General features: G+C 65.6%; 14 protein-coding genes. 10 read left to right on the top strand and 4 right to left on the bottom strand.

Annotation, left to right across the window (positions count from 1 at the left end; all coding sequences use genetic code 11):
• Both Q0C59_RS00690 and Q0C59_RS00685 read right to left on the bottom strand, forming a co-directional pair.
• A partial coding sequence (locus tag Q0C59_RS00690) for a feruloyl-CoA synthase (protein WP_291210418.1) occupies positions 1–1,863 on the bottom strand: 1,863 nt, incomplete at its 3' end.
• Positions 1,864–1,868: 5 nt separating this feature from the next.
• A complete protein-coding gene (locus tag Q0C59_RS00685) occupies positions 1,869–2,657 on the bottom strand; it encodes a crotonase/enoyl-CoA hydratase family protein (protein ID WP_069046899.1) in 789 nt (262 codons plus the stop codon).
• A gap of 149 nt (positions 2,658–2,806) precedes the next feature.
• Between Q0C59_RS00685 and Q0C59_RS00680 the strand changes: the two genes are divergently transcribed.
• Entirely contained in the window at positions 2,807–3,670 is an 864-nt protein-coding gene (locus tag Q0C59_RS00680) for an amidohydrolase family protein (RefSeq protein ID WP_291210413.1), read from the top strand.
• Positions 3,667–5,502 carry an AMP-binding protein gene (locus Q0C59_RS00675; protein ID WP_291210411.1) on the top strand — a complete coding sequence of 612 codons (1,836 nt, stop codon included), beginning with the start codon at positions 3,667–3,669 and terminating at the stop codon, positions 5,500–5,502. Before Q0C59_RS00680 ends, Q0C59_RS00675 begins: the two co-directional genes overlap by 4 nt.
• A gap of 3 nt (positions 5,503–5,505) precedes the next feature.
• Here Q0C59_RS00675 and Q0C59_RS00670 read toward each other — a convergent pair whose 3' ends face one another.
• On the bottom strand, positions 5,506–6,096 hold the full coding sequence (locus tag Q0C59_RS00670; protein WP_291210409.1) for a 2-hydroxychromene-2-carboxylate isomerase: 591 nt from the start codon (positions 6,094–6,096) through the stop codon (positions 5,506–5,508).
• A 188-nt stretch (positions 6,097–6,284) separates the two neighbouring features.
• Between Q0C59_RS00670 and Q0C59_RS00665 the strand changes: the two genes are divergently transcribed.
• On the top strand, positions 6,285–7,325 hold the full coding sequence (locus tag Q0C59_RS00665; protein WP_291210406.1) for a TRAP transporter substrate-binding protein: 1,041 nt from the start codon (positions 6,285–6,287) through the stop codon (positions 7,323–7,325).
• Between the two features lie 54 nt (positions 7,326–7,379).
• On the opposite strand, the gene Q0C59_RS00660 is transcribed toward Q0C59_RS00665, so the two are convergent.
• Positions 7,380–8,510 (bottom strand): 5-methyltetrahydropteroyltriglutamate--homocysteine S-methyltransferase, encoded by a 1,131-nt coding sequence (locus Q0C59_RS00660; protein WP_291210404.1) that lies wholly within the window; start codon positions 8,508–8,510, stop codon positions 7,380–7,382.
• 139 nt (positions 8,511–8,649) lie between these two features.
• Here Q0C59_RS00660 and Q0C59_RS00655 point away from each other — a divergent pair, with 139 nt between their 5' ends.
• The 7 genes from Q0C59_RS00655 (at position 8,650) to Q0C59_RS00625 (ending at position 15,830) form a co-directional block, all read left to right on the top strand.
• The gene (locus Q0C59_RS00655) at positions 8,650–9,738 is read left to right on the top strand and encodes an aromatic ring-hydroxylating dioxygenase subunit alpha (RefSeq protein ID WP_291210401.1); all 1,089 of its coding nucleotides are present in this window, start codon (positions 8,650–8,652) and stop codon (positions 9,736–9,738) included.
• A gap of 96 nt (positions 9,739–9,834) precedes the next feature.
• On the top strand, positions 9,835–10,596 hold the full coding sequence (locus Q0C59_RS00650) for a GntR family transcriptional regulator (protein ID WP_291210398.1): 762 nt from the start codon (positions 9,835–9,837) through the stop codon (positions 10,594–10,596).
• A gap of 6 nt (positions 10,597–10,602) precedes the next feature.
• The gene (locus tag Q0C59_RS00645) at positions 10,603–11,589 is read left to right on the top strand and encodes a PDR/VanB family oxidoreductase (RefSeq protein WP_291210395.1); all 987 of its coding nucleotides are present in this window, start codon (positions 10,603–10,605) and stop codon (positions 11,587–11,589) included.
• A 148-nt stretch (positions 11,590–11,737) separates the two neighbouring features.
• Positions 11,738–12,775, top strand: a complete 1,038-nt coding sequence (locus Q0C59_RS00640) for a TRAP transporter substrate-binding protein (protein WP_291210392.1) — start codon at positions 11,738–11,740, stop codon at positions 12,773–12,775.
• A 130-nt stretch (positions 12,776–12,905) separates the two neighbouring features.
• Positions 12,906–13,427 (top strand): TRAP transporter small permease, encoded by a 522-nt coding sequence (locus Q0C59_RS00635; protein ID WP_291210388.1) that lies wholly within the window; start codon positions 12,906–12,908, stop codon positions 13,425–13,427.
• A 54-nt stretch (positions 13,428–13,481) separates the two neighbouring features.
• The gene (locus Q0C59_RS00630; protein ID WP_291210385.1) at positions 13,482–14,798 is read left to right on the top strand and encodes a TRAP transporter large permease; all 1,317 of its coding nucleotides are present in this window, start codon (positions 13,482–13,484) and stop codon (positions 14,796–14,798) included.
• Between the two features lie 42 nt (positions 14,799–14,840).
• Positions 14,841–15,830, top strand: a complete 990-nt coding sequence (locus Q0C59_RS00625) for a tripartite tricarboxylate transporter substrate binding protein (RefSeq protein WP_291210382.1) — start codon at positions 14,841–14,843, stop codon at positions 15,828–15,830.
• Positions 15,831–16,095: the final 265 nt, after the last annotated feature.

Raw genomic sequence — 16,095 nt, 5'->3', positions numbered from 1 at the left:
CTCGGGTTTCAGGATGGCGTGCAGGCCATCGCTGTGCAGCAGGTCGACAGTCTCGGCGCGGTGGGCCAGCACGGCGCGCTGGTTGATCGAGCCCTTGTCGGTCACCTCACCACGGTCGATGGTGGGCGGGTCGGCCAGCAGGCACAGGCGGGCGATGCGGCTGGCGCTGCCGGTGGCGGTTTTGGCGAGTTCGGTCACCACGCGCTGGAAGTGCGCGAGCACCGGTTCGCTGTTGAGCACGTCGTGCAGGGAGGCGTCGGCCGGCAAACCACTGAGCGAGCGCACCAGCGGCGTGGGGAACACCATGGCGCCGACCTCCTTCATGTTCAGGCCGGTGATCACCACGTCCTGGATGTAGGGTGCGCCGGCCGCAATGATCTTGGCGCGCAGCGGGCCCACGCTCACGAAGGTACCGGTGGCGAGTTTGAAGTCTTCGGCGATGCGGCCGTCGAACTTGAGACCGAGGTGGATGTCGGTCTCGTCGATCCATTTCACCGCGTCGCCGGTCTTGAAGAAACCCTCGTCGTCAAAGGACTCGGTTGTCTCAAGGGGCATGCGCCAGTAGCCGGGCGTGATGTTGGGGCCCTTGTAGCGCACCTCGGTCTTGCCGCCAGCGTCCACCAGCTTGAGCTCCAGGCCCGGCGTGGGCAAGCCCAGGTCACCTGCCTTCACGTTGGGGCTGGTCACGAAGATGCCGAAGGGGCCGGACTCGGTCATGCCCAGGCCGGTGCCCATGACGATGCGCTCACCGATCTCGCTTTCCTGCACCGCGTGCAGGGCGTCCCACACCGGCTGAGCGAGCGCGGCGCCAGCGTAGAAGAACATCTGCACGCGCGAGAGCAAGGTCTTTCGCAGGGCCTCGTCGGTTTTCATCGCGTTGGCGATCGCTTCAAACCCGGTGGGCACGTTGAAGTACACCGTGGGCGCGATCTCGCGCAGGTTGCGCAGCGTCTCGTTCATCAGCGCCGGTGTGGGCTTGCCGTCGTCGATGTAGAGCGTGCCGCCGTGAAAGAGCACCATGCCGAAGTTGTGGTTGCCGCCGAAGGTGTGGTTCCACGGCAGCCAGTCCACCAGCACCAGCGGGCTCTGCGCCAGCACCGGCATCGATTCCATCATCTGCTGCTGGTTGGCGCACCACATGCGCTGCGTGTTGATCACGGCCTTGGGCATCTTGGTCGAGCCCGAGGTGAAGAGAAACTTGGCGATCGTGTCCGGCCCGGTGGCGGCCATGGCGGCGTCCACTGCCGGTGTGGGCTCGGTGGCCAGCAGGTCGGCGAACGGGGTGGTGGCGCGACCGGGCACAGTGCCTTCGGTCGTCACCAGCTCCACGCCTTCACCCAGCGTGGCGAGCATCGCGCGGCTGTAGCGGCTGGCGTCGCTGGCGAACACGAGGCCGGGCGTGAGCGTCTTCACCACGTGGTGCAGCTTGTCGAAGTCCTGGCTCACCAGCGAGTAGGCGGGGGAGGTGGGGCAGTAGGCGACGCCGGCGTAGACGCAGCCGAGTGCCAGCAACGCGTGCTCAAGATCGTTCTCGCTCAGGATCAGCACCGGGCGCTCGGCCGAGAGTCCCCGGTTCAGCAGGCCCTGGCCGATGCGGCGCGCGGCGTCAAGCGCCTGTGCAAATGTGATGTGGCGCCAGTCGCCGGTGCTGCCGTCGGCGCTCTTCGTGCGTCGGGCAAACACGGTCTGCTCGGGGCGCGCTTTTGCCCAGTGCACCAGCCGGTCGGTGATGCGTTCGGGAAATGGCGGCAGGGCCTGATCGGCGCGCAGGTAGTGCGTACCCTGGGCGCCGTCGCGCAGGGTGGCGCGGGTGACACCGAAGGTGAGCGGGCGGTATTTCGCCATCGTCGGGTTCTGGCTCATGGCGCTCAGTCCTTGCTGACCTTGTTGGCGCGGCCTTCGAGGAAAGCGCGCACACGCGTTTTCGCTTCGGGATCGCTTTGCGCGATGGCGGCCATCATGGCTTCGGTCAGGTAGCCCTGGTCGGCCGGTTGTTCGGCGATGCGCGGCAGCGCGTGCATCAGCGCGTAGTTGGTGAGTGGTGCGTTTTGTGCAATGCGCGCGGCCAGTTCCATGGCCTTCTCCAGCGCCGTGCCTTGGGGCACGAGGTACTGCGTGAGGCCGATGCGCTCGGCCTCGGGCGCCTTGTAGACGCGGCCGGTGAACATCATGTCGGCCATGCGCGCGGCGCCGATCAGGCGCGGGATGCGCACCGAACCGCCACCGCCCACGAAGATGCCGCGCGAGCCTTCGGGCAACGCGAAGAAGGCGGACTCGTCGGCCACGCGGATGTGACAGGTGCTGGCCAGCTCCAGGCCGCCGCCCACCACCGCGCCGTGCAGCGCGGCCACCACCGGCACCGGGCCGTACTGCACGCACTCCAGCGCGCTGTGCCACATGCGCGAGTGGTGCAGGCCCTGGCCGGCGTCGCGCTCGCTGAGTTCGGACAGGTCGAGGCCGGCGCAGAAGTGGTCGCCGCTGCCGTGGATGACGGCGGCGCGCACGCCGTGCGGCATGGCCTGGAACATGTCGCGGATGGCCAGGATCAGGCCGTCGTTGAGCGCGTTGCGCTTGGCCGGGCGGTTGAGCGTGATGACGGCGATTTCGGAAGAAGCGCCTTGCAGGCTCAGGCTGATGTCGGTGGAATGGATGGGCATGTCGGGGGTCGGCGTCGGCCGTCTCTTCTGGGGTTTTTGCGCTTGAAACGAGGGCTGATTATGGTTATAAACAATAACCAAAACAAGCCAAACCCGTCCGACCAACCCCCGTGTTTTCCCTAGGTCAGACCCACCACCGAGAGACATCCATGGACCACAAGAACCTGATCGCGATCGACATCCACACCCACGCCGAAGTGAGCTGTCGCAACCCCTTCGACAACTACGGTGAAGAGTACGACCGCGCGGCCGACAAGTTTTTCGGCAGCGACCGCCGACCCACCATTGCCGAGACCGTTGCTTACTACCGCGAACGCAAGCTCGGCCTGGTGATGTTCACCGTGGACAGCGAATCGCAACTGGGCCGCCGGCGCATTCCGAACGAGGAGATTGCCCAGGCCGCGCGCGAGAACAGCGACATGATGATTGCCTTCGCCAGCATCGACCCGCACAAGGGCAAGATGGGTGCGCGCGAGGCCGAGCGGCTCATCAAGGAGGAGGGCATCAAGGGCTTCAAGTTCCACCCGACGGTGCAGGGCTACCACCCCTACGACAAGATGGCCTGGCCGATCTACGAGGTGATCAACGCGCACAAGCTGCCCGCCATCTTCCACACCGGGCACAGCGGCATCGGCAGCGGCATGCGCTGCGGCGGCGGCCTGCGCCTGGAGTACAGCAACCCCATGCACCTGGACGACGTGGCGATCGATTTTCCCGACATGCAGATCGTCATGGCGCACCCGAGTTTTCCGTGGCAGGACGAAGCACTCAGCGTGGCCACGCACAAGCCCAATGTGTGGATCGACCTGAGTGGCTGGAGCCCGAAGTACTTTCCCAAACAGCTCGTGCAGTACGCCAACACGCTCTTGAAGGACCGCATCCTCTTCGGCAGCGACTACCCGCTGATCACGCCCGAGCGCTGGATGAAGGACTTTGAAGTGGCCGGCTTCAAACCCGAGGTGATGCCCGGCATCCTCAAGGGCAACGCTGTTCGACTCCTTGGTCTGGCATGAAGGCGTTCGCCACGCTCGCGGACATCGAGGCGCTGGAGCGCGAGCCGTTGGAAGCAGTGGCGCCGCATCGCACGCCTTACGAACTGATTCGCGCCGCCGCCCTGCGTTTCCCGGAACGCGAGGCCTTCACCTTCCTGCCCGACGCCGGACTGGACACACCGCCGCAACGCATCACCTACCGCGAACTGCTGGCCGACATCCACCGCGCTGCCAACGCGTTTCGCGCACTCGGTGTGCGCGAGGCCGACACCGTGGCCATGCTCGCCCCCAACACGCCCGAGGCCCACGCCGTGCTGTGGGGCTCTCAGCTGGCAGGCCGCGTTTGCCCGATCAATTTTCTGCTGCAGCCCGACCACATCGCGGCACTCCTGCAGGCCTCGGGCGCCAAGGTCCTGGTGGCCCTGGGGCCCAACGCCGAGTTGTCGGTGTGGCCCACGGCGCTGGCGGTGCAGGCGCTGCATGGCGCCGAGCTTGTGCCCATCACCGTGAACGAGGCCGTGCCCGGCATGCCGTCGCTGCAAGAGCTCATGGCCGCGCAGCCCGACACCCTCACGTTCGAGCCCGACCTGAATCCCGACCGCGTGGTGGCGCTGTTCCACACCGGCGGCACCACCGGCGCGCCCAAGCTGGCGCAGCACACCGCCGGCAACGAGGCCCACACGGCCTGGTTCGCCCACGCTTTCTACGACATGGACGAGACGGCGGTGGAGGTCAACGGCTTTCCGCTGTTCCATGTGGCCGGCGCGTTTGTGTACGGCCTGGCGTTGCTGGCCATCGGCGCGCGTCAGGTTCTGCCCACGCTCACCGGCATGCGCAACACCGGCTTTGTGAAGGCCTACTGGCGGTTTTGCGAACGCGAGCGCGTGACGCACCTGGCCTGCGTGCCCACCGTGCTGGCGAGCCTACTGGGGGTGCCGGTGAACGCGAACATCGATGGTGTGCGCGCCGCCTTCACCGGCGGCTCACCGCTGCCGGCCGAGCTGGCGCAGCGATTCGAGACCGCCACCGGCATTCCCGTGCGCAACATCCTGGGCATGACCGAGTGCGCCGGGTTGGTGAGCATCGAGCCGCTTCTGGGTCCGCGCACGCCCGGCTCGGCGGGCCTGCGCCTGCCGTATACGGAGGTGCACGCCGTGCCCTGGCGCGATGGTGAGGCCAAGCTCGATGAGCGCTGCGCTGCAGGCGAGACCGGCGTGCTGGTGCTGCGGGGTCCGCACATGAGTCCGGGTTACCTCGATGCGAAGCGCAACGCCGGCCTGTTTGAAGGCGGCTGGATCGTCACCGGCGATCTCGGTCACCTCGACGACGCGGGGCGCATCCACATCACAGGCCGGGCGAAAGACGTGATCATCCGCGGCTCGCACAACATCGACCCCGGCCTGGTGGAAGACGCCTTCATGGCCCATCCCGCCGTGTTGCAGTGTGCGGTGGTGGCAGAGCCCGATGCCTACGCGGGCGAGGTGCCGGTGGCGTTTGTGGTGCTGCGGGCCGGTGCGGGGCTGGACGCAGACGCGTTGCTGCGCGAGGTGGCACCGCAGGTGTACGAGCGGCCGGCATGCCCGAAGCGTGTGGTGCTGTTGGACGCGCTGCCGCTGACTGCTGTCGGCAAGGTGTTCAAACCCACGCTGCGGCTGCGGGCGATTGAAATCCGCCTGACCGAGATCGCGCGGGAACTGGCACCGCAGCGCGTGGTGCGCGTGGAGGCGAGTGACGAAGGTGGACGCCAGCGAGCGCTGGTCACCTTGGGTGGTGCGGTCGATGAAGCGCTGTCGCAGCAATTGCGCGCGGCACTCGCTGCGATTGCAGTGCCGGTTGAAGTGCGCTTCGGCTGAGGCTCACCAACCACCGCGCGTGAGCCAGCGGTCGATCTGCTCGAACTTGTCGATGCCCCAGAACGGTTCACCATCCACCACCACGGTGGGCGAACCGAACACGCCGGCCTGCAGCGCGGCGTCGACCTCGGCGCGCAGCAGCGCGACCGCTTCATCGCTGGCAGCGGCTTGCGCAATCTCGTCACCCACCACAGGGATCAGCGCCTCGGGTGTGGAGAGGTCCAGCCCTTGTCCCCAGTACGCGCCGTAGATCGCATGCGCCACCTCGGCCGCACGCTGCGGCTGGTGGCGGTTCACCCAGGCCATCGCGCGTCCGCAAGCCAGCGGATTCATCACCGTGTCGCCGGGCTGGCGCTGCATCGCTACGCCGTGTTCCCGCGCGTAGCGCAGCACATCGCGTTGGGTGTACGGGCCCTTGAGCGGTGTGTCGAGCAAGGGCTTCAGGCCCATCACCTTCATCACCGAGATGCCCAGCAGCATGGGGTGCCATTGCACCGTGCGCCCGTGCCGCGCGGCAAGGTCTTCGATGCGCAACGAGGCGAAGTAGCCGAAGGGAGAGATGAAGTCGAAGTGGAAAGACAGGACTGGGGTCATGCGTGCATGGTACCCACGCAGCTCGGGTTTCATGCCGACACGGAATAGCTGCAAGTGTTGAAACGGGCTGGTGTATGTAAAGCCTTGGCGGCACATTAGCGGCCTTGTGTCTGACGTGGCACATGTCCGGGCGCCTCTCTCGCGGGGCCGCCGAATGTTTTCTTTTCTCTCACGACAGGAACCTCTCCATGACTTCTCTCAAACGCCGCAGCGCCGTGGTGGCCCTGGCCGCATTGGCCACCACCACCCTGGCGGGCAGCGCCCTGGCCCAGCAGACGATCACGCTGCGCCTGCACCAGTTCCTGCCCTCAACGGCGACCATTCCTGCCCGCGCACTTGCACCGTGGGCCAGGAAGATCGAGGCCGAGTCGGGCGGCCGTATCAAGGTACAGCTGTTTCACACCATGTCCATGGGCGGCACGCCGCCGCAGTTGTTTGATCAGGCGCGCGATGGCGTGGCCGACATCACCTGGACGGTGCTGGGCTACACACCGGGCCGCTTCAACAAGGCCGAGGTGTTTGAATTGCCGTTCATGAGCGGGAAGGCGGAGCCGGCTTCGCGCGCTTTCCACGAGTACGTGGAGAAGTTCGCCGCCGACGAATTCCGCTCGGTCAAGCTGCTGGCTGCCCACACGCACGGCCCGGGCCTGTTCCACACCAAGGCACCGATCACCGGCCTGGAGAGCCTGCGCGGCATGAAGGTCCGTGGTGGCTCGCGTGTGATCAACAACATGTTGACCAAACTGGGCGCCACACCCGTGGGCATGCCCGTTCCTGCGGTGACCGAGGCCTTGTCCAAGAGCGTGATTGACGGCACCACGATTCCGTGGGAAGTCACACCGTCGCTGAAGATCGCCGACCTGGTGAAGAACCACACCACGTTCGCCGGTCCGACCGGCCTGTTCTCGCAGACCTTCGCGATGGTCATGAACCGGGCCAGCTACGACAAGCTGCCGGCCGACCTGAAGAAGGTGATCGACAACAACTCGGGTGTGGAAACCGCAGCCTTCTTTGGCCGTGCAATGGACGAGGGCGACAAGGTGGGCCTGGAGGTGGCGCAAAAGGCGGGCAACAACATCGTGACGCTGGACGCTGCTGAAACGAAGCGCTGGCAGACCGCTGCGACGGCGGTGGAGGCCGACTGGGTCAACGAGATGAAGGGCAAGAAGATCGACGGTGCGAAGCTGTTGGCCGAGGCCCGCGCCTTGATCGCCAACCACAACAAGTAAAGGGAGACTCCCTGCGTGAAAAGGGCCGCTGTGAGCGGCCCTTTTTGCGTTGGCTCAGCCCCAGACTTCCTGGGCGGTTTCCACGACGAGTGCGAGCTTTCTGCGCTGGTCCTCCATCGCGATGTTGTTGCCGTGCACCGTGCTGGAAAAGCCGCACTGCGGCGACAAGCACATCTGGTCGAGCGGCGCGTATTTCGCGGCTTCTTCAATGCGGCGCTTCAGGTCGTCCTTGGTTTCCAACTGGCCGAACTTGGTGGTCACCAGGCCCAGCACCACGATCTTGTCTTTCGACAAATAACGCAGCGGGCGGAAGTCGCCGGAGCGATCGTCGTCGTACTCGAGGAAGAAGGCGTCGAGCTTCATCTCGGACAGCAACGCCTCGGCCACCGGCTCGTAGTTGCCGGCTGCTGCGTGCGTGCTCTTGAAGTTGCCGCGGCACAAGTGCATGGCCAGCGTCATGCCGGCGGGCTTGTGCGCAACCACTTTGTTGATGAACTGGGCATAGCGGTGTGGCAGTTCGTTCGGGTCGTCGCCACGGCTGCGTGCGGCCTCGCGCATGCGCTCGTCGCACAGGTAGGCCATGTTGGTGTCGTCCATCTGCACATAAGTGCAGCCAGCGTCGGCCAGGCTTTGCAGCTCTTCGCCGTAGGCCTTGGCCACGTCGTCGTAAAACGCCGGGTCCAGTTCGGGGTAGGCCTCTTTGCTGATGCCGGCGCGCCCGCCGCGAAAGTGAAGCATGGTGGGCGATGGAATCGTCACCTTGGGCGTGAGGCCGGGCTTGCCCAGCGCTTCGACTTGCGCCTTGAGGAACTGGAAATCGGCGAGCTGGATGTTCTTGGCGTGGCGCACCTTGTCGATCACGCGGATCACCGGTGGTGCCAGCTCTTCGGTGCCGTCGGGCCGCACGATGGTGACCGGGATGTCGGTCTTCACACCCCCGAGCTGCTCCAGAAAGTCGATGTGGAAATAGGTGCGGCGGAATTCACCGTCCGTGATGGATGAGAGGCCCACATCGGCCTGGAACTTCACGATCTCGGTGATGGCGCGGTCTTCCACCAGGCGCAGTTGCTCGGCGGTGATGCTTTTTTGCTTGAAGAACTGGTCGCGTGCTTCGAGCAACCAGGCTGGGCGCAGGAAGCTGCCGACGTGGTCGGCGCGAAAGGGCGGGTGGTTGCGCGATGTCATGTGTCGTCCTCGTTGTGGGTTGGAAGGCTGACTTTACAGCGAATGCAGACGCCATCATTGAATACATGAATCGACAATAATGCCTTGAAAGACAGATTTTTCTTGGTTTGAACGGTGTTTATGTATACATTGCGTATCCATGAATACCGACAAAGCCCATTTCCCGCTCAATGCTTGGTACGCCGCTGCGTACGACGTCGAGGTCGGCCGCAACCTGCTGGCGCGCACCCTCTGCAACCAGAAACTGGTGCTCTACCGCCAGACCACGGGTGTGGCCGCCGCACTCGAAGACGCCTGCTGGCACCGCCTGCTGCCCCTGTCCATGGGCCGGCTGGAGGGGGACGAGGTGGTGTGTGGTTACCACGGCCTGGTCTACAACGCCGAGGGTCGCTGCACCCACATGCCGAGCCAGGAAACGCTGAACCCTTCAGCCTGCGTGCGCTCGTACCCGGTGGTGGAGAAGCACCGGTTTGTGTGGGTGTGGCCGGGCGACCCGGCGCTGGCAGACCCGGCTTTGGTGCCCGACCTGCACTGGAACCACGACCCCGAGTGGACCGGCGACGGCAAGATGATCCGCGTGCAATGCGACTACCGCCTGGTGGTCGACAACCTGATGGACCTGACCCACGAGACCTTCGTGCACGGCAGCAGCATCGGCAACAGCGCCGTGGCCGAAGCCCCGTTTGTGGCCACGCACGGCGAGCGGTTTGCCACCGTGACGCGCTGGATGGAAAACATCGAGGCGCCACCGTTCTGGGCCGGGCAGATCCAGGACGCGCGGGGCTACAAAGGCCCGGTGGACCGTTGGCAGATCGTGCGCTTCGAAGCGCCGTGCACCGTGGCCATCGACGTGGGTGTGGCGCCCGCCGGCAGTGGTGCGCTGCCCAAGGACGGTGGCGACCGCAGCCAGGGCGTGAACGGCTATGTGCTCAACACCATCACCCCCGAGACCGATGGCACCTGTCTGTATTTCTGGGCCTTTGCGCGCAACTACTCGCTGGGCGAGCAGCGCCTCACGCACCAGCTGCGCGAGGGCGTGGCCACCATCTTCCGCGAGGACGAGCTGGTGCTCGAGGCCCAGCAAAAGGCGATCGACGAACACCCGGACCACAAGTTCTACAACCTCAACATCGACGCGGGTGCCATGTGGGCGCGGCGGTTGATTGACCGCATGGTGGATGCGGAACGGGGTGGTTCCACGGTCATTCCGATTCGTCGGGTGGGTTGATGGCGGCCGCATGGCCCGAACCCTCAGCCAGTGGCGTCTCTGGATGCGCTCAGTGGCATACCTACCCCCTGACACCCCAAACCAAGCAGGCAATCCATGGCTTCAACCGTAACCCTCGAACCCGCCACCGAAAGCGCCCAGGTCCGCGCGCTGCTGCAGTTGCGTGAACTCATCCTCTCGGGCGAACTGCCGGGTGGCTCGCGCATTGCCGAGCTCGCCATCGTGGAGCGCCTGGGTGTTTCCCGCACGCCGATCCGCGCCGCGCTCATGCGGCTGGAGCAGGAAGGCCTGCTGCAGGCGCTGCCCAACGGCGGGTATGTGGTGCAGACCTTCTCCGAGCGCGACATTGCCGACGCCATCGAGCTGCGCGGGACGCTGGAAGGACTGCTGGCCCGGCTGGCCGCCGAGCGCGGTGCGCCCTCCGTGGTGCTGGCCGAGGCCAAACAATGCCTGGACCGCATCGACGCCGTGCTGTCCACCTCTGCTCTGAGCGAAGAAGGCTTTGCCGACTATGTGTCGCTCAACAGCCAGTTCCACACCCTCGTGTACGAACTGGCCGACAGCCCCACCATCGCGCGCCAGCTGGAGCGCGTGGCCAGCCTGCCGTTTGCCTCGCCTTCAGGGTTCGTGGTGATGCAGGCCCATTCGCCGCAGGCGCGCGACATGCTCGTGGTGGCGCAGGACCAGCACCGTCAGGTACTGGACGCCATCGAGCGCCGCGAAGGCGCGCGGGCCGAAGCCATCATGCGCGAGCACTCGCGGCTGGCGCAGCGCAACCTGCGCGAGGTGCTGGCTGGGCACGCACTGGGACGCACGCCGGCCTCCATGCCCGCCCTCAAACTCATCCGACGACGCTGAACCACCATGAAAAGCAACCTCAACTGGCAGAGCGCGCGCGTCGCGGCCCTGCGCGACGTGACCCCCACGGTGCGCGAATTCATCATCACCCCGGCCCACGGCTCGGCCGAGCGCTGGGCGCCGGGTGCCCACCTGATGGTGCGGCTCAACGTGGCCGGGCGCCTGCAGACGCGGTCGTACTCGCTGGTCGGACTGCCCGAGGACGCAGCGGGTTACCGCATCGCCGTGAAATGCCTGATGGACGGCCACGGCGGGTCGCGCGCCATGTGGCAATTGGCGGTGGGCGACAGCATCGAGGTCAGTTCCCCGCAGAACCACTTTCCGCTGGCTTGGCTGGCACCGGCCACACTGCTGGTGGCGGGTGGCATCGGCATCACGCCCATGGTGTCCATGGCGCAGGCCCTGGTCAAACGGGGCTTGCCCGTGACGCTGCTGTATTCGGCGCGCAGCGAGGCCGAGCTGGCGTTTGTCGAGTCGCTGCGGGCGTTGCTGGGGGATCAACTGGTGACCTGCGCGTCTGATCGCGGCGAGGTGCTCGACATCGGGCGTGCCATCGACGCCTTGCCAGCGGGCGCTCAGCTGTATGTGTGTGGACCAGCCGGTCTCTTGAATGCCGCGCGCCAGCGTTGGCTGGACGCCGGGCGGCCCGAGCCGAGCTTGCGTTTCGAGACCTTTGGCAGCGGCGGCCAACTGCCCCCGGCGGGCTTTGATGTGGTCGTGCCCCGCCACCAGGCGGAACTCCACGTGGCCCCCGAACAGTCGCTGATCGAGGTGCTGGAAGCCGCCGGCATCGAGGTGATGAACGACTGCCGCCGCGGCGAGTGTGGCTTGTGCGCGCTGGAGGTGCTGGCGCTGGACGGCGAGATCGACCACCGCGACGTGTTCCTGAGCGCGCATGAGAAACAGGAGAACAAGCGCATCTGCGCCTGTGTGTCGCGTGTGGTGGGGCGCATCACCCTGGACACCGCCTGGCGGGAGGAGGTCGTTTCATAAAATAACGGCATATCTGAAAGTCAGTTCTCACACTGGCGTTAACACTGTGGCCCATGCACAGTCCAGAGGTTCGAATGAAGAAGTGATCCGGGGCAGGGCAGCTTTGCCTGTCACCCGGGCCCAACCACCCCCAAGCTGGAGACAAACCATGACCTTTCTCAAACGCCGCAGCACCTTGCTGGCCCTGGGCGCCATCGCCGCCGTCACCATGGCTGGCTCGGCCCTGGCTCAAACCGTCACCTTGCGCCTGCACCAGATGCTGCCGCCGCAGGCCACCATTCCAGCCAAGGCGCTGATCCCGTGGGCGCAGAAGGTGGAAGCCGAGTCCGGTGGCCGGATCAAGGTGCAGCTGTTCCACGCCATGCAACTCGGTGGGGCGCCACCACAGTTGTTCGACCAGGCCAAGGACGGTATCGTCGATTTCACCTGGACGGTGCTGGGTTACACCCCCGGCCGCTTCAACAAGACCGAGGTGTTCGAGCTGCCGTTCATGAGCGGCTCGGCCGAGCAGTCCTCGCGCGCGATCCAGGAGTACGTCGAGAAGTACGCGGCTGACGAATTCAAGGACGTGAAGCTGATCGCCGTGCACACCCATGGCCCTGGCCTGTTTCACACCAAGTCGCCGGTGACCGGCCTGGAAAGCTTGCGTGGCATGAAAGTGCGTGGCGGCTCGCGCGTCATCAACAACATGTTGACCAAACTCGGCGCCACCCCCGTGGGCATGCCCGTGCCGGCCGTGACCGAAGCCTTGTCCAAGGGTGTGATCGATGGCACCACGATTCCCTGGGAAGTCACGCCAGCGCTGAAGGTGAGTGAGCTGGTGAAGAACCACACCACCTTCGCCGGCAAGGAAGGCCTGTACACACAGACCTTTGCGTTTTCCATGAACAAGGCCTCCTACGACAAGCTCCCGGCGGACCTCAAGGCAGTGATCGACAAGAACTCCGGCATCGAGACGGCGGCCATGTTTGGCCGTGCCATGGACGACGGTGACAAGGCCGGTCTGGGCATTGCTCAGCGCGCCGGCAACAACATCGTGGCGCTCGACCTGGCCGAGACCCAGCGCTGGAGGCGTACCGCCGCCACGGTGGAGACCGACTGGATCAACGAGATGAAGGGCAAAAACATCGACGGCGCCAAGCTGGTGTCCGAAGCCCGCGCCTTGATCGCAAAGCACGCCAAATAACCCCGGCCAGGGTTGCAGGCCGTCCTCTTGCGGGGGCGGCCTTTTTATTGGGCAGGGCCCGTTCAGCCCCTGCTGGTGATGGCGGACAATCCTGGGTTGGTTTCTGCTCCTGTTCCTGAAAGTACACCGCATGATTGGTTTCATCTACCGCCTTGCCAACTGGCTGGCCATTGCCGGGGGTCTTGTGCTGACCGCGATCACGCTGATGATTGTTGTCAGTGTCTCGGGCCGTGCGCTGATCGACGTGGGCCTGGGACCCGTGCCCGGCGACTTCGAGCTGGTGGAGATCGGCACCGGCATTGCGGTGTTCTTCTTCCTGCCCTGGTGCTACCTCAAAGGGGGGCACGCCACGGTGGACCTGCTCTACATGCACATGCCGGCCTGGGCCCAGCGCGCCGTGGTGGCGATCAGCGATGTGCTGATGCTGCTGGTCTGGCTGGTGCTCACCTGGAAGCTGTGGGAGGGCATGCTGGAAAAGCGCGAATACCTGGAGACCACCTTCATCCTGGCCATGCCGATGTGGTGGGCCTATGCGGTCTGCCTGGTGGGCGCCGTTGTGGGCTGCCTGTGCTATTTCGCCAAGACACTTACCCAACTGGGCCTCGCCAAGGAGCCAGCGGGCTGGACGGTTGACGGCAATGCAGGCCACTGAGATGAAGCACCCCATGACACACCCACTGTTCACCCTGCTGATCGGGAGCCTCGCATGACCGGTCTCGAACTCGCGGCCTGGTCGTTTCCGGTCCTGCTGCTGCTCATCTTCATCCGCGTGCCCATCGGCCTGGCCATGCTGCTGTGCGGCCTGGGGGGCGCATGGGCCATCTACGGCAGCTACGTGCCGATCTTCAACCAGCTCAAGCAGGTGACCTACAGCACCTTCTCGAACTACTCGCTGTCCGTCATTCCACTGTTCCTTCTCATGGGCCAGTTCGCAGCGCTGGGCGGTTTGTCGCAAGCCTTGTTCAAGGCGGCCGAGGCCTGGATCGGCCACCGCAAGGGTGGCGTGGCCATGGCGGCCGTGGGTGCGTGTGCCGGCTTTGGTGCCATCTGCGGCTCGTCGCTGGCCACTGCTGCCACCATGGGCCAGGTGGCCCTGCCCGAGCTCAAGCGCGCGGGTTACGCCGGCGGTATTTCCACCGCCACACTGGCCGCCGGTGGCACGCTGGGCATCCTGATTCCGCCCTCGGTGGTGCTGGTGATCTACGCCATCCTGACCGAGCAGAACATCGCCAAACTGTTCCTCGCCGCTTTCGTGCCCGGCATCCTGGCCGCGCTGGGCTACATGATCGTGATTGCCATCTACGCCCGCGTGAAGCCGCAAGATGTGGGCTCCATGCCGCCCATGCCCATGAAGGAGCGCTGGGCCGCCACCGCCAAGGTGTGGCCGGTCATGCTGATCTTTGTGGCCGTGGTCGGCGGCATCTACACTGGTTTGTTCACACCCACCGAAGGTGCTGCCATCGGTGCGTTCGGCACCGGTCTGGCGGCCTGGATGGGCGGCGGGCTGAACCGCAGAACACTGCTGGGCGCCATCCTGGGCACCGCGGTGGCCACCGGCATGATCTTCATGATCGTGCTGGGCGCCGGGCTCTACAACACCTTCCTGGCCTTGTCGCAATTGCCACAGGAGACCGCCCAGATGGTCGCGGCCTCCGGCTTCAACCCCTGGCTGGTGCTGGTCGCCATTCTGGTGTTGTATGTGATCCTGGGTTGCTTCATGGACTCGCTGTCCATGATCCTGCTGACGATTCCCGTGTTCTTCCCCATCGTCACTGTGCTCGACTTCGGCCTCACGCCCGAGGAGTTCGCCATCTGGTTCGGCATCCTGGTGCTGATCGTGGTGGAGGTGGGGTTGATCACGCCGCCGGTGGGCATGAACCTCTTCGTCATCAACTCCATGGCCAAGGACGTGCCGATCACCCAGACCTACCGCGCCGTCATGCCGTTTGTGGCCAGCGACCTTGTCCGCACCGCCATCCTCGTGGCGTTCCCGGGCATCACGTTGTTTGTCCTGCGGCTCTGACCCGTTCCAAACGCGCACTGCTTCAACACACGAGGAGACACCATGAACCGACAGCCTTCCACCATCCGTCGCACCCTGCTGGGTGCAGCCCTGTCCCTCGCCGCGCTCGCGGTCGGGCCAGTGCATGCGCAGGCCGCCTTCCCTTCAAAAAACGTTCGCATCGTTGTGCCTTTCGCGGCGGGCGGCGTGGGCGACCTCACCGCGCGCATCGTGGCGCAGAAGCTCGCCGAGTTGCTGGGGCAGTCGGTGGTGATCGAGAACCGGCCCGGCGCCGGCGGCGTGGTGGCAGCGGACTCGGTGGCGCGCGCAGAACCCGATGGCCACACCCTGTTCCTCATGTCCAACGGCACGGCGGTCACTGCGGGACTCTTCAAGAGCCTGCCGTTTGACACAGTGAAAGACTTCACACCGGTCTCCACGCTTGGCTACTTCGACATTGCTGTGGTGGTGCCCGCCAACTCGCCCCACAAGACCCTGGGTGAGCTGGTGGCCTTCGGCAAGGCCAACCCCGGCAAGCTCAACGTGGGCAGCATCAACATCGGCAGCACGCAGAACCTGGCGGCCGAGCTGTTCAAGAGCACCGCCGGCATCGACGCCCAGGTGGTTCCTTTCAACGGCACACCCGCGCTCATCGGCGCGATCCGGGGTCAGCAGGTCGATGTGGCGGTGGAAATCCTCGCGCCCATGCTCACGCAGATCCAGGGCGGCGCCGTGCGCGCCCTGGCCGTGACCGGCGAGAAGCGCTCCATCGTGTTGCCTGACGTGCCCACCGCGGTGGAAGCGGGCGTGAAGGACTTCGTGGCCTCGTCGTGGAACGCGCTGGCCGTGCCGTCGAAGACACCGCGCCCGGTGGTCGACCGCCTGCAGCGCGACATTGCCACCGCGCTGGCCGATCCGGGTGTGCGCGAGAAGCTGCGCGGCCTCAACATCGACGCCCGTTCCTCGACGCCGGAGCAGACCGCCGCGCTGCTCGCATCCGACATCCGCCGCTGGAGCGGCGTCATCGAGCGCGCCAATATCCAGAAGCAGTAGACACCCCCCGCCGCGCTGCGCGCGTCCCCCCTGAAAGGGGGACGCACCCTACGGCCCGGCAAAGCCAGTTCCGTGGGAGCTCTGGGCAGCTCCGGAGGCATCAGGGTTTGTTCAGTGCATCCAGCGTCTGGCGGATCAGCTCCAGTGTTTTTTGCTGCGTGAGCGTGGCCGGGCGCTGCGAGCTGGTCGCCAGGCACAGGCGCGTCTTCAGTGGCGGATGGACCGGGCGCATGCGGTAGGCCGATGGCCGGATCGAGCTGGCCAC

It is taken from the genome of Hydrogenophaga sp. (assembly GCF_022844385.1).
In the GTDB taxonomy this organism is placed as follows: Bacteria; Pseudomonadota; Gammaproteobacteria; order Burkholderiales; family Burkholderiaceae_C; genus Hydrogenophaga.
This window is presented reverse-complemented; position numbering and strand designations above follow the sequence as displayed.

Coding starts and splice junctions, on each gene's coding strand:
- Q0C59_RS00635 (WP_291210388.1), top strand. CDS start 12,906: ATGATTGGTTTCATCTACCGCCTTGCCAACTGGCTGGCCATTGCCGGG.
- Q0C59_RS00625 (WP_291210382.1), top strand. CDS start 14,841: ATGAACCGACAGCCTTCCACCATCCGTCGCACCCTGCTGGGTGCAGCC.
- Q0C59_RS00660 (WP_291210404.1), bottom strand. CDS start 8,510: ATGACATCGCGCAACCACCCGCCCTTTCGCGCCGACCACGTCGGCAGC.
- Q0C59_RS00665 (WP_291210406.1), top strand. CDS start 6,285: ATGACTTCTCTCAAACGCCGCAGCGCCGTGGTGGCCCTGGCCGCATTG.
- Q0C59_RS00650 (WP_291210398.1), top strand. CDS start 9,835: ATGGCTTCAACCGTAACCCTCGAACCCGCCACCGAAAGCGCCCAGGTC.
- Q0C59_RS00670 (WP_291210409.1), bottom strand. CDS start 6,096: ATGACCCCAGTCCTGTCTTTCCACTTCGACTTCATCTCTCCCTTCGGC.
- Q0C59_RS00640 (WP_291210392.1), top strand. CDS start 11,738: ATGACCTTTCTCAAACGCCGCAGCACCTTGCTGGCCCTGGGCGCCATC.
- Q0C59_RS00680 (WP_291210413.1), top strand. CDS start 2,807: ATGGACCACAAGAACCTGATCGCGATCGACATCCACACCCACGCCGAA.
- Q0C59_RS00685 (WP_069046899.1), bottom strand. CDS start 2,657: ATGCCCATCCATTCCACCGACATCAGCCTGAGCCTGCAAGGCGCTTCT.
- Q0C59_RS00630 (WP_291210385.1), top strand. CDS start 13,482: ATGACCGGTCTCGAACTCGCGGCCTGGTCGTTTCCGGTCCTGCTGCTG.
- Q0C59_RS00675 (WP_291210411.1), top strand. CDS start 3,667: ATGAAGGCGTTCGCCACGCTCGCGGACATCGAGGCGCTGGAGCGCGAG.
- Q0C59_RS00655 (WP_291210401.1), top strand. CDS start 8,650: ATGAATACCGACAAAGCCCATTTCCCGCTCAATGCTTGGTACGCCGCT.
- Q0C59_RS00645 (WP_291210395.1), top strand. CDS start 10,603: ATGAAAAGCAACCTCAACTGGCAGAGCGCGCGCGTCGCGGCCCTGCGC.